Annotated in this window: 13 protein-coding genes and 1 pseudogene; 9 read left to right on the top strand and 5 right to left on the bottom strand. The window is 68.7% G+C overall.

What is annotated here, in order from left to right; genetic code table 11:
- Positions 1-2: 2 nt before the first annotated feature.
- From L1Z78_RS04640 to L1Z78_RS04620, 5 genes are all read left to right on the top strand, one after another.
- A complete protein-coding gene (locus L1Z78_RS04640) occupies positions 3-692 on the top strand; it encodes a helix-turn-helix transcriptional regulator (RefSeq protein WP_234640385.1) in 690 nt (229 codons plus the stop codon).
- A gap of 89 nt (positions 693-781) precedes the next feature.
- Complete coding sequence (locus tag L1Z78_RS04635; protein ID WP_234640384.1) at positions 782-1,426, top strand: glutathione S-transferase family protein; 645 nt, start codon at positions 782-784, stop codon at positions 1,424-1,426.
- Between the two features lie 143 nt (positions 1,427-1,569).
- Positions 1,570-2,796: a type II secretion system inner membrane protein GspF gene (gene gspF / locus L1Z78_RS04630; RefSeq protein ID WP_234640383.1), complete on the top strand. Its 1,227-nt coding sequence runs from the start codon at positions 1,570-1,572 to the stop codon at positions 2,794-2,796.
- A gap of 17 nt (positions 2,797-2,813) precedes the next feature.
- Positions 2,814-3,728 (top strand): 5'-nucleotidase, encoded by a 915-nt coding sequence (locus tag L1Z78_RS04625; protein WP_234640382.1) that lies wholly within the window; start codon positions 2,814-2,816, stop codon positions 3,726-3,728.
- Positions 3,729-3,790: 62 nt separating this feature from the next.
- A complete protein-coding gene (locus L1Z78_RS04620) occupies positions 3,791-4,240 on the top strand; it encodes an EF-hand domain-containing protein (protein WP_234640381.1) in 450 nt (149 codons plus the stop codon).
- Between the two features lie 39 nt (positions 4,241-4,279).
- Here the strand turns inward: L1Z78_RS04620 and L1Z78_RS04615 are convergent, their stop codons facing one another.
- The 3 genes from L1Z78_RS04615 to L1Z78_RS04605 form a co-directional block, all read right to left on the bottom strand.
- Positions 4,280-4,714, bottom strand: a complete 435-nt coding sequence (locus tag L1Z78_RS04615) for a hypothetical protein (RefSeq protein WP_234640380.1) — start codon at positions 4,712-4,714, stop codon at positions 4,280-4,282.
- A 151-nt stretch (positions 4,715-4,865) separates the two neighbouring features.
- Positions 4,866-5,357 carry a DUF1854 domain-containing protein gene (locus L1Z78_RS04610; protein ID WP_234640379.1) on the bottom strand — a complete coding sequence of 164 codons (492 nt, stop codon included), beginning with the start codon at positions 5,355-5,357 and terminating at the stop codon, positions 4,866-4,868.
- 3 nt (positions 5,358-5,360) lie between these two features.
- A complete protein-coding gene (locus tag L1Z78_RS04605) occupies positions 5,361-7,649 on the bottom strand; it encodes an ABC transporter ATP-binding protein (RefSeq protein ID WP_234640378.1) in 2,289 nt (762 codons plus the stop codon).
- 218 nt (positions 7,650-7,867) lie between these two features.
- On the opposite strand from L1Z78_RS04605, the gene cphA (L1Z78_RS04600) reads away from it, so the two are divergent.
- The 3 genes from cphA (L1Z78_RS04600) (at position 7,868) to L1Z78_RS04590 (ending at position 13,346) form a co-directional block, all read left to right on the top strand.
- Positions 7,868-10,060 carry a cyanophycin synthetase gene (cphA, locus tag L1Z78_RS04600; protein ID WP_234640377.1) on the top strand — a complete coding sequence of 731 codons (2,193 nt, stop codon included), beginning with the start codon at positions 7,868-7,870 and terminating at the stop codon, positions 10,058-10,060.
- Positions 10,061-10,125: 65 nt separating this feature from the next.
- Complete coding sequence (gene cphA / locus L1Z78_RS04595; protein WP_234640376.1) at positions 10,126-12,699, top strand: cyanophycin synthetase; 2,574 nt, start codon at positions 10,126-10,128, stop codon at positions 12,697-12,699.
- A 137-nt stretch (positions 12,700-12,836) separates the two neighbouring features.
- Positions 12,837-13,346, top strand: a complete 510-nt coding sequence (locus L1Z78_RS04590) for a CreA family protein (protein ID WP_234640375.1) — start codon at positions 12,837-12,839, stop codon at positions 13,344-13,346.
- Between the two features lie 14 nt (positions 13,347-13,360).
- On the opposite strand, the gene L1Z78_RS04585 is transcribed toward L1Z78_RS04590, so the two are convergent.
- Positions 13,361-14,170, bottom strand: coding sequence for a DNA-binding transcriptional regulator (locus tag L1Z78_RS04585; protein WP_234640374.1), 810 nt, complete (start codon positions 14,168-14,170; stop codon positions 13,361-13,363).
- A 38-nt stretch (positions 14,171-14,208) separates the two neighbouring features.
- A complete protein-coding gene (locus tag L1Z78_RS04580) occupies positions 14,209-15,120 on the bottom strand; it encodes a LysR family transcriptional regulator (RefSeq protein ID WP_234640373.1) in 912 nt (303 codons plus the stop codon).
- 132 nt (positions 15,121-15,252) lie between these two features.
- On the opposite strand from L1Z78_RS04580, the pseudogene L1Z78_RS04575 reads away from it, so the two are divergent.
- A pseudogene (locus L1Z78_RS04575) lies at positions 15,253-16,345 on the top strand (YeiH family protein).
- The last annotated feature ends 70 nt before the right edge of the window (positions 16,346-16,415 follow it).

The following is a 16,415-nucleotide window of genomic DNA, read 5'->3' as shown; positions in this document are numbered from 1 at the left end:
GCATGAGCCGCTCGGCCCGGCTGCTGCAGCTCATCGACCTGCTGCGGCGTGCGCGCCTGCCGCAGACCGGACCGGTGCTCGCCCGCCAGCTGGACGTGAGCCTGCGCACGCTGTACCGCGACATCGCCACCCTGCGCCAGCAGGGCGCCGCCATCGAGGGCGACCCGGGCATCGGCTACGAGATGCGGCCCGGCTTCCTGCTGCCGCCGCTGATGTTCACGCCCGACGAGCTCGAGGCCCTGCTGCTGGGCGCGCGCTGGGCCAGCCACCAGGCCGACCCCGAACTGGCCCAGGCGGCCACGGCAGCGCTGGACCGCATCCGCAGCGCGCTGCCGCTGGAGCTGCGCATCGAGGTGGACACCAGCGGCCTGCTGGTGCCGCCCATGTGCCAGTCCACCGTGACCGAGCCCTGGCAGGCGGCACTGCGCCTGGCCATACGGCGCCAGAACAAGGTGCTGCTGCACTACACCGACGAGAAAGGCCAGCCCACGGAACGGCATGTCTGGCCGTTTGCCATGGCCTTCTTCGACCAGCGGCGCATCCTCGCGGCCTGGTGCGAGCTGCGCCAGGACTTCCGGCATTTCCGCGCGGACCGCGTGCGTTGCGTGACCGATCTCCAGGAACGCTACCCCGGCAGCCGCAGCAGCCTGATCGAGCGCTGGTCGCAGCAATTGGGCTACAAGGTCCACTGACACCACTGCTGACAAAAACTGTCAGCATGTCCTCCTACAGTCACTCCCATGGCCTCTTCGCCATGCCTTGAAAACCAATGGGAGCCTTCATGAACGACACGACCCAGCCTCTGCGCTTTTTCTACCACCCGCACTCGCGTGCCGTCATCACGCGCTGGATGCTGGAGGAATGTGGCGCCCGGTATGAGCCCGTGCGGCTGGAATACGGCACCTCGATGAAATCCGCAGACTACCTGGCCGTCAACCCCATGGGCAAGGTGCCGGCACTGACGCATGGCGACATCGTGGTCACCGAACTGGCGGCCACCCTCGCCTACCTGGCCGACATCTTCCCCGCAAAGCAGCTCGCACCAGCCGTGGACAGCCCGCAGCGCGGCAACTACCACCGCTGGATGTTCTTCCTGGCCGGCCCCGTCGAGGCGGTGATGACAGCCAAGAGCCAGGGCCACCTGGAGCAGCAGACGCCGGAGCAGGCCATGTCGGCCGGCTATGGCCGCCACGACGACGTCGTGCAGACCCTGCGCCAGGCCGTGGCCGGCAAGCGCTACCTGTGCGGCGACCAGTTCACGGCGGCCGACGTGCTCATGGCCAGCTACCTGCGCTGGGGCACGATGATGAAGCTGCTGCCCGCGCTGCCGGAATTCAGCGCCTATGGCCAGCCTCTGCACGAGCGCCCGGCCTCGCTGCGCGCCATCCAGCTCAACGAGGCGGACCTGGCGGCGCAACCGGCCTGAGGCCACGAACCTGCGGTCGCACGCGGCGCCGGGCAGTGGTGCCATCCAGCCGTCACCGGCAGCGGATACCATCGGGGGTTGGACCGCCGGATGGCGTGTCCCGGACACCATCCTTTCCCGACCTTTCCCGGATCCCGCCGCGCATGCCCGCCTTTTCCTTCGAAGCCCTGGACGCCCAAGGTCAGACCCGCAAGGGCACGATCGAGGCCGACAACGCGCGTGCCGCGCGCAGCCAGTTGCGGGCCCAGTCCCTGGTGCCCATGGCCGTGGAGGTCGTGGCCTCGGGCTCCGCGCCGGGCCGGCAAGGCAGTGCATCGCGCTGGCTGACCCGACCCGTGTTCGGCGCCACGGCCCTGGCCGTCTGGACCCGCCAGATGGCGGGCCTGGTGGCCTCGGGCCTGCCCATAGAACGTGCCCTGGCGGCCCTGGCCGAGGAGGCCGATGACCCGCGCCAGCACCACCTGGTGGCCGCGTTGCGCGCCGAGGTCAACGGCGGCTCCACCTTCGCGCGCGCCCTGTCCCAGCACCCGCGCGAGTTCTCCGACATCTATTGCGCCGTGATCGGTGCCGGCGAGGCCAGCGGCAGCCTGGGCCAGGTGCTGGAGCGGCTGGCCGACGACCTGGAATCGCGCCAGGCATTGCAGTCCAAGCTCATCGGCGCGGCCCTGTATCCGGCCATCGTGACGCTGGTGGCCATCGTCATCGTGCTGTTTCTCGTCAGCTACGTGGTCCCGCAGGTCGCCAGCGTGTTCGCGGGCACCAAGCGCGCCCTGCCCTGGCTCACCGTGGCCATGCTGGCCCTGAGCGACTTCGTGCGCAGCTATGGGTGGGCCATGCTCGGCGCCCTGGTGCTGGGTGCCATCGGCTTTCGGCTGTCCATGAAGAACCCGGTGCTGCGCGAGCGCTTCGATGCCTGGTGGCTGCGCCTTCCCCTGATCGGCCGGCTGTCACGCAACTACAACGCGGCGCGCTTCGCGGGCACCCTGGCCATGCTGGCGGGAGCGGGCGTGCCCATCCTCAAGGCCTTGCAGGCCGCGGCCGAGACCCTGGGCAACCGCGCACTGCGCGCCGACGCCATGGATGCGCTGGCCCTGGTGCGCGAGGGCGCGCCCCTGGCCTCGGCCCTGGCGCAGAAAAAACGCTTTCCCGGGCTGGTCGCCATGTTCGCGCGCCTGGGCGAGCAGACCGGCCAGTTGCCGGTGATGCTCCAGCGCGCGGCCAATCAGCTGTCCACCGAGGTCCAGCGCCGCGCCATGCACCTGGCCACCATCCTGGAGCCGCTGCTCATCGTCGCCATGGGCATGATCGTGGCCCTGATCGTTCTGGCCGTGCTGATGCCCATCATCCAGCTCAACCAGTTCGTCAAATAACGCAAAGGCCAGACACCATGCCCGTAAGCCTGCAGGACAAGCTGGTCGTCGCCATCTCCTCGCGGGCGCTGTTCGACTTCGAGGAGGAGAACCGGCTGTTCGATGCGGGTGACCCCCAGGCATACATGCGGTTGCAGTTGGAACGCCTGGACGTACCGGCCCGACCGGGCGTGGCCTTCTCCCTGGTCAAGAAACTGCTGGCCTTCAATGAACCGGAGCACCAAAGGGTGGAGGTCGTCATGCTCTCACGCAACGACCCGGTCAGCGGCATGCGCATCTTCCGCTCCACGCGCGCAGCGCAGGTTGCGCTTGAGCGCGGCGTGTTCACCCAGGGCCGGGCGCCATTCAATTACCTGAGGCCTCTCGGCGCCCACTTGTTTCTTTCCGCCAACGCCGGGGACGTATCGAAGGCACTGCGCCTGGGCTATCCCGCAGCCCATGTGTTCACCGACTCCGTGCGCGCCAGCGACGCGCACCCGAACGAAGTGCGCATCGCTTTCGATGGCGACGCCGTGCTGTTCTCCGACGAAGCCGAACGCATTTACCAGACGCACGGTCTGGCGGCCTTCCAGCGCCACGAAATCGACAAGGCACTGCAACCTCTTCCCGACGGGCCATTCAAGCCGCTGCTGGCCGCGCTGCATCGGCTGCAGCAGGCAGGGGCTGCGGGAATGCGCCTGCGCACCGCACTGGTCACCGCGCGCAGTGCACCAGCCCATGAGCGGGCCATCCAGACGCTGATGAGCTGGAACATCGCTGTGGACGAAGCCATGTTCCTCGGCGGCCTTGAAAAGGGTCCGTTCCTGCGCGAGTTCGAGCCGGACTTTTTCTTCGACGACCAGACCGGCCACGTCAGCTCGGCCGCGCGCCATGTGCCGGCAGGCCATGTGAGCAGCGGCATCTCCAATCCGGACGCCGATCCACCGAAGTAAACAATTGCAAAGGGCGGTCCGCCCGGGGTTGCAGATGCCGGTTTCGTGCCCAAATGAAGGCCATGCATTTTCCCCTCATGAACCGCTCTGCCCTGCTGCGCAGGCCGCCCCTGCTGCAGGCCGCCTTGGCCGTCCTGCTGACCAGCGCCTTCATGCTGCCCGCAGCGCGTGCAGAGGCGACCGATACGGCAGACAAGGCGGCCGACGGGCCGGCCACCGCCAGTCAGGCACCGCTGACCAAGGGGGAAATCAAGGCCCAGCGCGAATTCAAGATGCTGGACTTCAACAAGGACGGCAAGCTCAGCCGTACCGAGGTGGCCCTGTTCCCGCGCCTGGCCGCCGCCTTCGACGAGGCGGACACCGACAAGGACGGCTATGTCTCCTACGACGAGGTCAAGGCCTTCGCCGTCAAGTACCGTGCCGAGCGCGACAAGGCCAAGGCAGAGGCGGCACGCGCCGCCGAGCATGCGACGGCCCAGCCCCCTGCCAGGCCGGATAGCTCAAGGGACTGACCCGCTCCCCGGCGGGCAGCAGCCGCATACCCCTGACAATCAAAGACCGCCCGTGCGCTTGACCTTGGGTTCCGAATAGGTCAGGGGCTCCTCGCGCACCTGCTGCTTGTTGCGCGCGAGGTTGTCGGCCTTGCTCAGTTCCTCCGCCTGCTCCACGGCCATGGCACTGGCGCGCCACATGGACTGGATGAACTCGATGAGCTGCTTGGAGATCGGCTCCTTGGGCGGCTCTTCGGCCTCTTCCTTCTGCTTGATCTCCTCGGCCAGCGTCCAGTCACGGTTTTCCTGGTCCACGACTGAAGGTTTTTCGGGGTCGCGCACCACTCGGCCCTCGCCGATGCGGTCCGTGGACTCGACGGGGTTGGCGGCGTTCACGGGGCGCACGGGCACCGCGCCCGATGCACCGGTGGAATACAGATCGGCACTCTGCGGGCGCCACGGTATGGGCGATCGGTCAACAGGTGGAATTGGCATGGCTCGACCCTCTTGCTGGATGTGTGCGGCTGGCGGGAATTCCCCGCCCTCGCCTGATCATCGGCATCCACTGAAAGAACTGAAGCGGTTTTTTGGAGAAAACCGCGGACCGGGTCCATACCAAGGGTAAACCCCTGGAATTGGAAGGCGACTAAAGGAATCGCTCCAGCAGCTTGCGCGAGGTCCGGTCCAGTGCCGTGCTGTCGGGCACGCTGAACTGCACGCCATCCTGGCTGGTGATCAGCAGGTGGGTGCGGCCCGACAGGCGCCGGATGTCCTCTTCGGCCTTGAGTACCAGTTGCACCGGACCCCGGTCGGTCTCCAGGTCCCAGGTGCTGGGCGTGGAAAAGCCCGACACCTTGTGGATGCGACGGATCACGGGCACGAACTCGCGCACGGCCAGGTCTTGCTCGATCAGCGCACGCGCCTGCGCGGGCAGGTGGTCCATGCGGTCCACCCACAGCGCCTCCTTGCCATCGGCCGCCACCAGGGACAGACCTTCCTCGGGCGCCGCGATCGGAAAGGCGCGCACGGGTACCACGGCCTCATGGCGCGTGCCGTCGGCCAGGGTCAGGACCAGGCGGCCATGGGTATTGCGCTCGACAAGGATCCGGGCCAGATCGGAATGGGAAGTGTTGGACATGGCTTATTCCTTGGTCGTGGCCAGGGTCAGGCCAGCGGCCTGGGCGTCTTCCTCGGCGCGGCGCGCCTGGGCCTGGTACAGGCGCCAGTAGGCACCCTGCTTCTCCATCAATTCGTCGTGAGGGCCCACTTCCACGATCTCGCCCCGGTCCATCACCACCAGGCGATCGGCCTTGCGCAGCGTGGACAGGCGGTGGGCGATGGCGATCGTGGTGCGGCCCTGCACCAGGTTGTCCAGCGCCTTCTGGATCTCCTTCTCGGTCTCGGTGTCCACGGCCGAGGTGGCCTCGTCCAGGATCAGGATGCGCGGGTCGATCAGCAGTGCGCGCGCAATGGAGATGCGCTGGCGCTCGCCGCCCGACAGGCCCTGGCCGCGCTCGCCGACCAGGGAGTCGTAGCCGTGCGGCAGGCGCAGGATGAATTCATGGGCATGGGCCGCGCGGGCGGCCGCGACGATCTCCTCGCGCGTGGCGTCCGGCTTGCCATAGGCGATGTTCTCGGCGATGGTGCCGAAGAACAGGAAGGGCTCCTGCAGCACCAGGCCGATGTTGCTGCGGAAGTCCGAGACCTTGAGCCGGCGGATGTCCACACCGTCCAGCTGTATCGAGCCCTCGCTGACGTCATAAAAGCGGCTGATCAGGTTGACCAGGGTGCTCTTGCCCGAGCCGCTGTGCCCCACCAGGCCAATCATTTCGCCCGGGCGTATCTGCAGATCCAGGTGCTTGATGACGGCGCGGCTGCCATAGCGGAAGGTCAGGTTGTCCAGGGTGATCGCACCCTGCACGCGCTGCAGCCTGACCGGGTTGACCGGATCGGGCACGTTGCTCACATGGTCGAGGATGTCGAAGATGCGCTTGGCGCCGGCCGCCGCCTTCTGCGTGACCGAGACGATGCGGCTCATCGAATCCAGCCGGCTGTAGAAGCGCCCGATATAGGCGATGAAGGCCGTGAGGATACCGACCGTGATCTGGCCACCGGCCACCAGCCAGATGCCGAAGCCCCAGACCACGAGCAGGCCGATCTCGGTCAGCAGGGTGACCGTGGGCGTGAACAGCGACCAGGTCTTGTTGACCTTGTCATTGGCCTGCAGGTTGACCAGGTTGGCCTGGGCGAAGCGATCGGCCTCGCGCTTTTCCTGGGCGAAGGCCTTGACCACGCGGATGCCGGGAATGGTGTCGGCCAGCACGTTGGTGACCTCGGACCAGACGCGGTCGATCTTCTCGAAGCCCGTGCGCAGGCGGTCGCGCACCAGGTGGATCATCCAGGCGATGAAGGGCAGCGGCACCAGGGTGACCAGCGCCAGCCACGGATTGATGGAGAACAGGATGACCGAGGTCATCACGATCATCAGCACATCGGTGGCGAAATCCAGCGCATTCAAGGATAGAAACAAATTGATGCGATCTGTTTCCGCCCCGATGCGCGCCATCAGATCACCCGTGCGCTTGCTGCCGTAGTAGTCCAGCGAAAGCGTCAGCAGGTGGTTGTAGGTGGTGGTGCGCAGGTCCGAGCCGATGCGCTCGGACACCTTGGCCAGCACGAAGGTGCGTGCCCAGCCCAGGCCCCAGGCCACCAGGGCCGACAGCAGCAGGCCGCTCAGATAGAAAACCACGAGGCCGCTGTCGATCTGCTGCCCGTTCTGGAACGGGATCAGGATCTTGTCCACGATGGGAATCGTCAGGTAGGGCGCCACCAGGGTGGCACCCGTGGAGGCCAGCGTCAGCAAGAAGCCCAGCAGCAGCTGGTGCCGGTAGGGACGGGCGAAGCGCCACAGCCGCAACAGCACCCAGGTGGAGGTCTGCGGCCCCTGCTGGCGCGCACAGGCCGGGCATTCCTCGGCTTCGGGCGGCAGCTCGGCCTGGCAGGCCGGGCAGCGCGGCACGTCGTCCTCGGGATCGTCGAAATCCTCGCCCCGCGCCAGGCGCTCGCGCTGGTGGTCGAATTGCTGGAGCAGGTGCAGCACGGCAGCCTGGTGGCGCAGCGTGAAGCGCCACAGGCCCAGCCGCGCATCCGGGCCGTGCAATTCGAGATTGCCCACGCCGCCATGGTCGAGCGTGCGCAGGCTCTGATCAACAGATAGTGCCCACTCACTCCATTGCTGCCCCGCAGGATCACGGGCCAGCAGGCGCTGCGTGGTCAGGACCACCCAGCCTTGGCCGAAGCGCATATCCAGGGTCAGGTCAACCGGGACGAGGGCCAGCACGTTTTCATTGGAAGCGAGCCTGGCTCGCAGCTCAGCCCCCTCGGGGCTGGCAAAGAAGGCCGAAACGTCCACAGAATGGTGTTCTTGCATGTTGAGTTGTTTTTCCCGCCCCTGGCGGCTCCTGGTGTCATGCGGGCAACCGCGGCTCCCCGGTGGATATCCCGCGCTGGGCGCGGCATACCCTGCTCAACGCGCCAACCCTGGTTTAGGCTGACAACGCTGCGCATGGGCTTTCTGGGCGCACAATCCTCTCCCATTCTCCGGCGATCCGCACCCGGGTCGTCGCTCACGCTTACCCGCTGACCGACATGGCGAAATTCAAAGACATCCAACTCTTGCGCACCACCTACCTGCGTGGACCCAGCGTCTGGACCTACCGCCCCGTGCTGGAGGTCTGGCTGGATCTCGGCGAGCTGGAGGACTACCCCTCGAACAAGCTGCCCGGCTTCAACGAGCGCCTGACCACATGGCTGCCCGACCTGGTCGAGCACCACTGCGGCGTTGGCGAGCGCGGCGGCTTCATCCAGCGCCTGGAAGGCGGCACCTGGTGCGGCCACGTGCTGGAGCACATCATCATCGAGCTGCTGAACCTGGCGGGCATGCCGGCCGAGTTCGGCCAGACGCGCGAGATCTCCCAGCGCGGCGTCTACCGCATGGTCTTTCGCTGCCCCGAGGAGACCGTGGCGCGCACGGCGCTGGCCCACGGCCACAGGCTGATCATGGCCGCCATCAACGACGAGCCTTTCGATCTCAAGGCCGCCATCCAGGCCATCAAGACCGAGATCAACGACCGCTACCTGGGCCCGAGCACGGGCTGCATCGTCGATGCGGCCGGCGAGCGCCGCATCCCGCACATCCGCCTCAATGACGGCAACCTCGTGCAGCTGGGCTATGGCGCCGCGCAGCGCCGCATCTGGACCGCCGAGAGCGACCAGACCAGCGCCATCGCCGAAGGCATCGCCCAGGACAAGGATTTCACCAAGCGCCTGCTGGCTGCCTGCGGCGTGCCCGTGCCCGAAGGCCAGATCGTCAACAGCCCCGAGGAGGCCTGGGAAGTCGCGCAGGACATCGGCGTCCCGGTCACGGTCAAGCCCTCGGACGGCAACCATGCCCGCGGCGTGACGCTGGACCTGCGCGACGAGGCTGACATCAAGGCCGCCTTCGCGCTGGCCCAGCCCGAAGGCTCGGACGTCATCGTCGAGCGCTTCATCGACGGCACCGAGCACCGCATCCTGGTCGTGGGCGGCAAGGTGGTCGCGGCCTGCCGCGGCGAGACCGTGAGCGTGGCCGGCAACGGCAAGTCCACGCTGGCCGAGCTGGTGGCCGTGGTCAACCAGGACCCGCGCCGCGGCCCCGAGCAGGAATACCCGCTGGACTGGATCAACCTCGAAGCCCCGGCCGTGAAGCTGGAACTCAAGCGCCAGAACGTCACGCCCGACACCGTTCCCGCCCAGGGCGAGAGCGTGCTGCTGCAGCGCAACGGCAACATGGCCATCGACTGCACGGATGAAGTCCACCCCGACGTGGCCTACATGGCCACGCTGGCCGCCAAGATCGTCGGCCTGGACATCGCGGGCATGGACATGATCCTCAAGGACGTGTCCCAGCCCATGAAGGAACAGGGCGGCGCCATCCTCGAAGTCAATGCCGGCCCCGGCCTGCTGATGCATCTGAAGCCCACCAGCGGCGCGCCGCGCCCCGTGGGCATGGCCATCGCCGACCACCTGTTCCCGCGCACCGAAGAGGGCACGGGCGCGGGCCGCATTCCCCTGGTGGGCATCGCGGGCACGCGCAACAACGGCTTCACGGCCCGCCTCGTGGGCTGGCTGCTGCAGCTGTCGGGCAAGCTCACGGGCGTGGCCAGCAGCGAGGGCATGTTCCTGTCCAACCGCCAGACACAGAAGACCAATACCGCCAACTGGGCCGGCGCCCACCGCCTGCTGACCAACCGCCTGGCCCAGGCCGCCGTCATCCAGACCACGGCCCGCTCCATCCTGGAGGAAGGCCTGGCCTATGACCGCTGCCTGGTCGGCGTGGTCACGGACATGGACGGCTTCGAGCAGTTGCCCGACCACGACGTGCACGAGCAGTCGCAGATGACCCGCGTGATGCGCACCCAGATCGACGTGGTGCTGGACGAGGGTGCTGGCGTGCTCAATGCCGACATCGAGCAGGTCGCCGATCTGGCCCGCCTGTGCGACGGTGAGGTGCTTTTCTATTCGATGCAGGCCGACAGCCCCGTGGTCGCTGCCCACCGTGCCGAGAGCGAAGGCCGCGCCGTCTTCGTGCGCGGCAGCCAGGTCATTCTGGCCACGGGCGGCGTGGAGCGCGTGCTGGGCACGCTGGACGCGCTGAGCCTGCCCGGCGGCCAGCGCCCGGACACGCCGGCCCTGCTGGCGGCCATCGCCGCCGCGTGGTCCATGGACATCGCCCCCGACCTGATCGTCGCCGGCATCAAGACCTTCGACTACACGCCCGCTGCCGCCACGGCCGCTGCCTGAGCCCGACCACACGATGACATGCAGGCGGGCCCGGCGACGCGGCCTGCCCTCCGAAAGAAGACACTATGCAGATCACCCGCATCCGAGCCCTGCGCGGCCCCAATCTCTGGACCCGCAGCACCGCCATAGAGGCCGTCGTGCAATGCGAGCCCGGCGATTGCGACTACTCGGCCCTGTCCGGCTTCGAGGACCGGCTGCGCGCGCGCTTTCCCAAGATCGGCACGCTGCAGCCGCATGGCGCCGAGCAGCGCCTGTCCCTGGCCCATGTGCTGGAAGTCGCTGCCCTGTCGCTGCAGGCCCAGGCTGGTTGCCCGGTGACCTTCAGCCGCACGCATGAAACCGTGGAGACCGGCACCTACCAGGTGGTCGTCGAGTACACCGAGGAAGCCGTGGGTCGCCTGGCCATGGAGCAGGCGGGCGAGCTGCTGCAGGCAGCCCTGGCAGACACGCCCTTCGACGCCGACAAGGTGGTCGCCCAACTGCGCGAACTCGACGAGGACGAGCGCATCGGTCCCTCCACGGGCGCCATCGTCGATGCGGCCGTCGCGCGCGGCATTCCGTTCCGCCGCCTGACATCGGGCTCGCTGGTGCAGTTGGGCTGGGGCTCCAAGGCCCGCCGCATCCAGGCAGCCGAACTGGACCAGACCAGCGCCGTGGCCGAATCCATCGCACAGGACAAGGACCTGACCAAGCGCCTGCTGCACGCCGCCGGAGTGCCCGTGCCGCTGGGCCGCCCCGTCAAGGATGTGGACGATGCCTGGGTCGTGGCCCAGGAGGTCGGCCTGCCCGTCGTGGTCAAGCCCCAGGACGGCAACCAGGGCAAGGGCGTGGTGGTCAACATCACCACGCACGAACAGCTCAAGGCTGCCTATGCCACGGCCTCGGAATTCGGCGACGAGATCATGGTCGAGCGTTTCCTGCCCGGCCATGACTTCCGCCTGCTCGTGGTCGGCGGCCAGCTGGTCGCGGCCGCGCGCCGCGAGCCGCCCCAGGTGCTGGGCGACGGCCAGCACACCATCCGAGAACTGGTGGACATCGTCAACCAGGACCCGCGCCGGGGAACAGGCCACGGCACGGCGCTGACCAAGATCCGCCTGGACGACATCGCCATCGCGCGCATCGCCACCGAAGGGCTGACGCCGGAATCCGTGCCCGCGCAGGGCCAGCGCGTGGTGCTGCGCAACAACGCCAACCTGTCCACGGGCGGCAGCGCCACCGACGTGACCGATGACGTGCACCCCGACATCGCCGCGCGCGCCATCGAGGCCGCCCAGACCATCGGCCTGCACATCTGCGGCGTGGACGTGGTCTGCGAGACCATGCTGCGCCCGCTGGAAGAGCAAAACGGCGGCATCGTCGAAGTCAACGCCGCGCCCGGCCTGCGCATGCACCTGGCGCCCTCCTTCGGCAAGCCGCGCAACGTCGGCGTGCCCATGGTCGATGAGCTGTTCGCACCCGGCCAGGACGGCCGCATCCCCCTGGTCGCCGTCACCGGCACCAATGGCAAGACCACGACCACGCGCCTGATCGCCCACCTGTTCACCTCGCACGGCTGGCGCACGGCCATGACCAACACCGATGGCGTGTACGTGAACGGCCGCCAGATCGACAGCGGCGACTGCTCCGGCCCGCGCAGCGCGCGCAACGCGCTGGCCCACCCCGAGACCGATGCGGCCGTGCTCGAATGCGCGCGCGGCGGCATCCTGCGCGAAGGCCTGGGCTTCGACCGCTGCCAGGTCGCCGTGGTCACCAACGTGGGTGCCGGCGACCATCTGGGCCTGAACTACATCACCACCGTCGAGGATGTGGCCGTGCTCAAGCGCGTCATCGTGCAGAACGTGGCCGCCGACGGCTACGCCGTGCTCAACGCGGCCGACCCCCTGGTCGCCGCCATGGCCGCCACCAGCCCCGGCAAGGTCATCTACTTCGCGGCCGACCGCCACCACCCCGTGATGGCCACGCACCGCGCCCAGGGCAACCGCGTGGTCTACGTGGACGGCGACAGCATCGTCGCGGCCGAAAGCTCGTGGCGCGAGACCATCCCGCTGCGCGAGATCCCCATCACGCGCAACGGCACCATCACCTTCCAGGTCGAGAACGTCATGGCCGCCATCGCCGCGGCCTGGGGCGTGGGCCTGCCCTGGCAGACCATCCGCCGGGGCCTGGCCGGCTTCGTCAACGACAGCGACAACGCGCCGGGCCGCTTCAACGTCATGGACTACCGGGGCGCCACGCTGATCGCTGACTACGGCCACAACCCCGACGCCATCCGCGCCCTGGTGCAGGCCGTGGACGCCATGCCCGGCAAGCGCCGCAGCGTGGTCATCAGTGGCGCCGGCGACCGCCGCGACGAGGACATCACCGAGCAGACCCAGATCCTGGGCCGCGCCTTCGACGACGTCATCCTCTACCAGGACGCCTGCCAGCGCGGCCGCGCCGACGGCGAAGTCCTGGCCCTGCTGCAAAAGGGCCTGCAAGGCGCCGCCCGCACCAGCTACGTCACCGAGATCCATGGCGAGTTCAACGCCATAGACCACGCGCTGGCGCGCCTGACCCCGGGCGATCTGTGCCTGGTACTGGTCGATCAGGTCGAGGAAGCCCTCGAACACCTGCGCCGCCATGTGGCCGGTGAGGCTTGAATTGACACACCCCCTGAGGCGCTGACGCGCCTTCCCCCTGAAAGGGGGACGACACCCTCGAGGCGGGGCGGCGCGGCCGGCCCAGGCCCTTCCTCGGTGTCTCTGAGTTGGGCCGCGCCAGTTTCATACGCAACGCCATGATCGAAGCCAATGTGAAGTATTTCCCGCGAGGCCAGGCACTGCTCGCAGCCACTGCAGCCACGCTGCTGCTGGGCGCCTGCGGTGCGCGCGCCGAGCAGGTCGGCTCCGTGGACACGGTGTTCAAGTTCATCGGCCCCGACCACAAGATCGTGGTCGATGCCTATGACGACCCCAAGGTCCAGGGCGTGACCTGCTATGTCTCGCGCGCCAAGACCGGCGGCATCAAGGGCGGCCTGGGCCTGGCCGAGGACCGCGCCGAAGCCTCGATCAGCTGCGTGCAGACCGGCCCCATCCAGATCCCGGCGCCGCTCAGGCAGCAGGACGAGGTGTTCACCGAGCGCATCTCGCTGCTGTTCAAGCGCCTGCGCGTGGTGCGCATGGTCGATGCCCCGCGCAACACCCTGGTCTACATGACCTACTCGGACCGGGTGATCGAAGGCTCGCCTCAGAACAGCGTCACGGCCGTGCCCGTGCCGCGCAGCACGCCGATACCGCTGAACAGGTAGGGCCGCGGCCGGGCTCAGTCCAGCCAGGGCCCGGCGTCGCGCCCGATGCGCAAGGCCAGCCGGCGCAGCCGGGGCAGGTAGCGGCGCTGCAGCTCCTGGGGCGAAACCGACTGGCGCGGAAAGATCAGGTTGATGGCGCCCAGCAGGCGCCGTCCGCTGCGCAGCGGCACCGCCACGGCGGCGAAGCTAGCCTCGCGCGTCCACTCCCCTTCGTTGGTGGCATAGCCCCGCGCCAATGTCTCCTCCACCAGGGCCTGGACCGCGGCCGCATCGCGCGCCATGGCGCCCACCACGTCGTCGCGGCGGCCCAGCAGCGACAGCAGGGCCTCGCGCTCATCGGCCGAACAGGCCGACAGATAGGCGCGGCCCAGCGCCGTGAAGAACACCGGAATCTGCTCGCCGATCATGCCCCGGTGCTGCGACAGCCGGCTGAAGCGGTGCGTGCTCTCGCGCACGACCATGAAACCCGCCTCCATGGTGCCCAGGTCGCAGGGCCACAACAGGTCGGGCACGGCCGCGCGCATCAGCGGCAGCGCCACCTGCTCCACCCAGGCCTCGTCCTCGAAGCCCTCGCTGAGGCTGCGCACCTCGAAAGTCAGGTAGTAGTGGCCTTCCTTCTCGGCCCGGCGCACGAAACCTTCGGCGCGCAGCGTCTCCAGCAGGCGCTTGACCGTGGTGCGGTGCACGCCGCAGGCCTGGGCCAGGGCCGTGGTGCTGGCCTGCCCGCCCGGGGCACGGTTGAGCGCGCGCAGCACGGACAGGCCGCGCGCGAGGCTGCGCACGTCCTTGTAGTCGCGGTCGGGCGGCAGCGGATGTTCAGGCATGGCGGGATGTCAGCGCAAAGGCGCGCAGTGTAGCCCGCTCATGCCACGGCCGGCGCCTGCGCATGGCAGGCCTGCACGAAGGCTGCCAGTGCCGGCGAGCGACGCTTTCCGGCACGCTGCACCAGCGAGAAATCCCGCCACATGCGCGGCAGCGTGGTGGGCAGGACCGCCAGCTCTCCGGAGGCCACCAGGGCCTGCACCAGCACACGCGACAGGCAGCTGATGCCCAGGCCCTGGGCCACGCAGCGCGCGATGGCCTCGGAGCTGCCCAGCGTGGCCGCCGCCGGCAACTGGTGCAGATGGGGCAGCAAGGCATGCTCGACCATCTCACGCGTGCCCGACCCCGGCTCGCGCAGCAGCCATCGCGCGGCACGCAGCGCCGCCACGCCCAGCGGGCGCTGCTGCGCGGAACGCACCAGCGGGTCCGTGGCCGAAGCGACGATGACCAGCTCGTCGCGCATCCAGGGCTCGACCTCCAGGCCCGGCCAGTGGCTGGTGCCTTCGATCAGGCCCAGATCCACGTCCAGCGACTGCACGGCCTCGCCCACCTCGCGCGTATTGGCGATCTGCAGATCCACGCTCAGTTGCGGATGGCTGCGCGCCAGATGGGCCAGCACGGCAGGCAGCGCATAGGTACCGATGGTGGTACTGGCTGCCACGCGCAGACGCACCGGCATGCTGGCCGCGCGCGCGGAAAACGCCTGCTCGATGCCCCGCGCCTGCTCCAGCAGCGCCAACGCCTCGGGCAGCAGGGCCCGGCCCGCGTCGTTGAGCGCCAGACGCCGGCCCACGCGCTCGAACAGCCGGGCGCCCATGGACTGCTCCAGCTGCTGCAAGGCCGCGCTGGTGGCCGATTGCGACAGGGCCACGGCTTCGGCCGCGGCCACCGTGGAGCCCGCCTGGGCCACGGCGCAGAAGATTTCGAGCTGGCGCAGGGTGAGATGCAGCATGGGGGACAGTGTGAACCAGCCATCTACCCGTTTTCCAGGTTGATGCTACAAATACTATTCGTTATACAAATATAACCAAGAAATCTAAAGTGCCCGACATGTGCCGCGCTCCTGACGCGGCATGCAGGCACCATGAACACGACATCCGCCCCCGTTCCGCCCCCACATCCCACGCCCCCCGCTGGCCGCACCGACTGGCCGGCTGGTTGCCCGGCCTGCTGCTGGCCGGCGCCATCGCCGCCGTGGCCACCTGGGGCGCCCGCCAGCCGCTGCTGGCCGGTTCCGGCCTGAGCGCGCTGACGCTGGCCATCTGCCTGGGCCTGGTCATCGGCAACACCGTCTACCCGCGCCTGGCGCCGGCCTGCCACGGCGGCGTCGGCCTGGCCAAGCAACGCCTGCTGCGCGCGGGCATCGTGCTCTACGGCCTGCGGCTGACCTTCCAGGACATCGGCCAGGTCGGCATGACCGGCGTGCTGGTCGACGCGCTGGTACTGGGCAGCACCTTCCTGCTGGCGCAATGGCTGGGCCGGCGCGTCTTCGGCCTGGACGCACGCACCACGGTGCTCATCGGCGCGGGCAGCTCCATCTGCGGCGCGGCCGCCGTGCTGGCCACCGAGCCCGTGGTCAAGGGCCGGGCGGAGGACGTGGCCGTGGCCGTGGCCACCGTGGTGGTCTTCGGCACCGTGGGCACCTTCCTGTATCCCGCCCTGTTCCACTGGAACGCGGCCCAGGGCTGGCTGGACATGTCGCACGCCCAGTACGGCCTGTACGTGGGCTCCACCGTGCACGAGGTGGCCCAGGTCGTGGCGGCCGGCGAAGCCGTCGCGCCCGAGGCCGCCGACGTGGCCGTGATCTCCAAGATGGTGCGCGTCATGATGCTGGCGCCCTTCCTGCTGCTGCTGTCCATGGCCGTGGCGCGCGGCCAGCGCAGCCACCATGTGCATGACGGCCAGCCGCGCCGCATCACCATCCCCTGGTTCGCGCTGGGCTTCGTGGCCATGGCCGGCATCCACTCCCTGGGCGTGCTGCCCGCGCCCCTGGTGCAGGCCGGCGTGCAACTGGACAACGCCCTGCTGGCCATCGCCATGGCCGCCCTGGGCCTGACCACCCATGTCAGCGCCGTGCGCGCCGCAGGCACCGGCCGCTGCTGCTGGCCGCCGTGCTGTTCGCCTGGCTGCTGGGCGCAGGGCTGCTGCTCAACCGCTGGGTGCCGGCACTGTTCTGAAAACCTCTTGCCCTGCAGAAGAAACGCCCTGCCCAGCAGGGCGTTTCTTCTGCAGAGGCGCATCGGCCCC

It is taken from the genome of Delftia tsuruhatensis, from assembly GCF_903815225.1.
Lineage (GTDB): Bacteria > Pseudomonadota > Gammaproteobacteria > Burkholderiales > Burkholderiaceae_C > Comamonas > Comamonas tsuruhatensis_A.
Note: the sequence above shows the minus strand (reverse complement) of the source record. Positions and strands in the feature narration are given on the sequence as shown.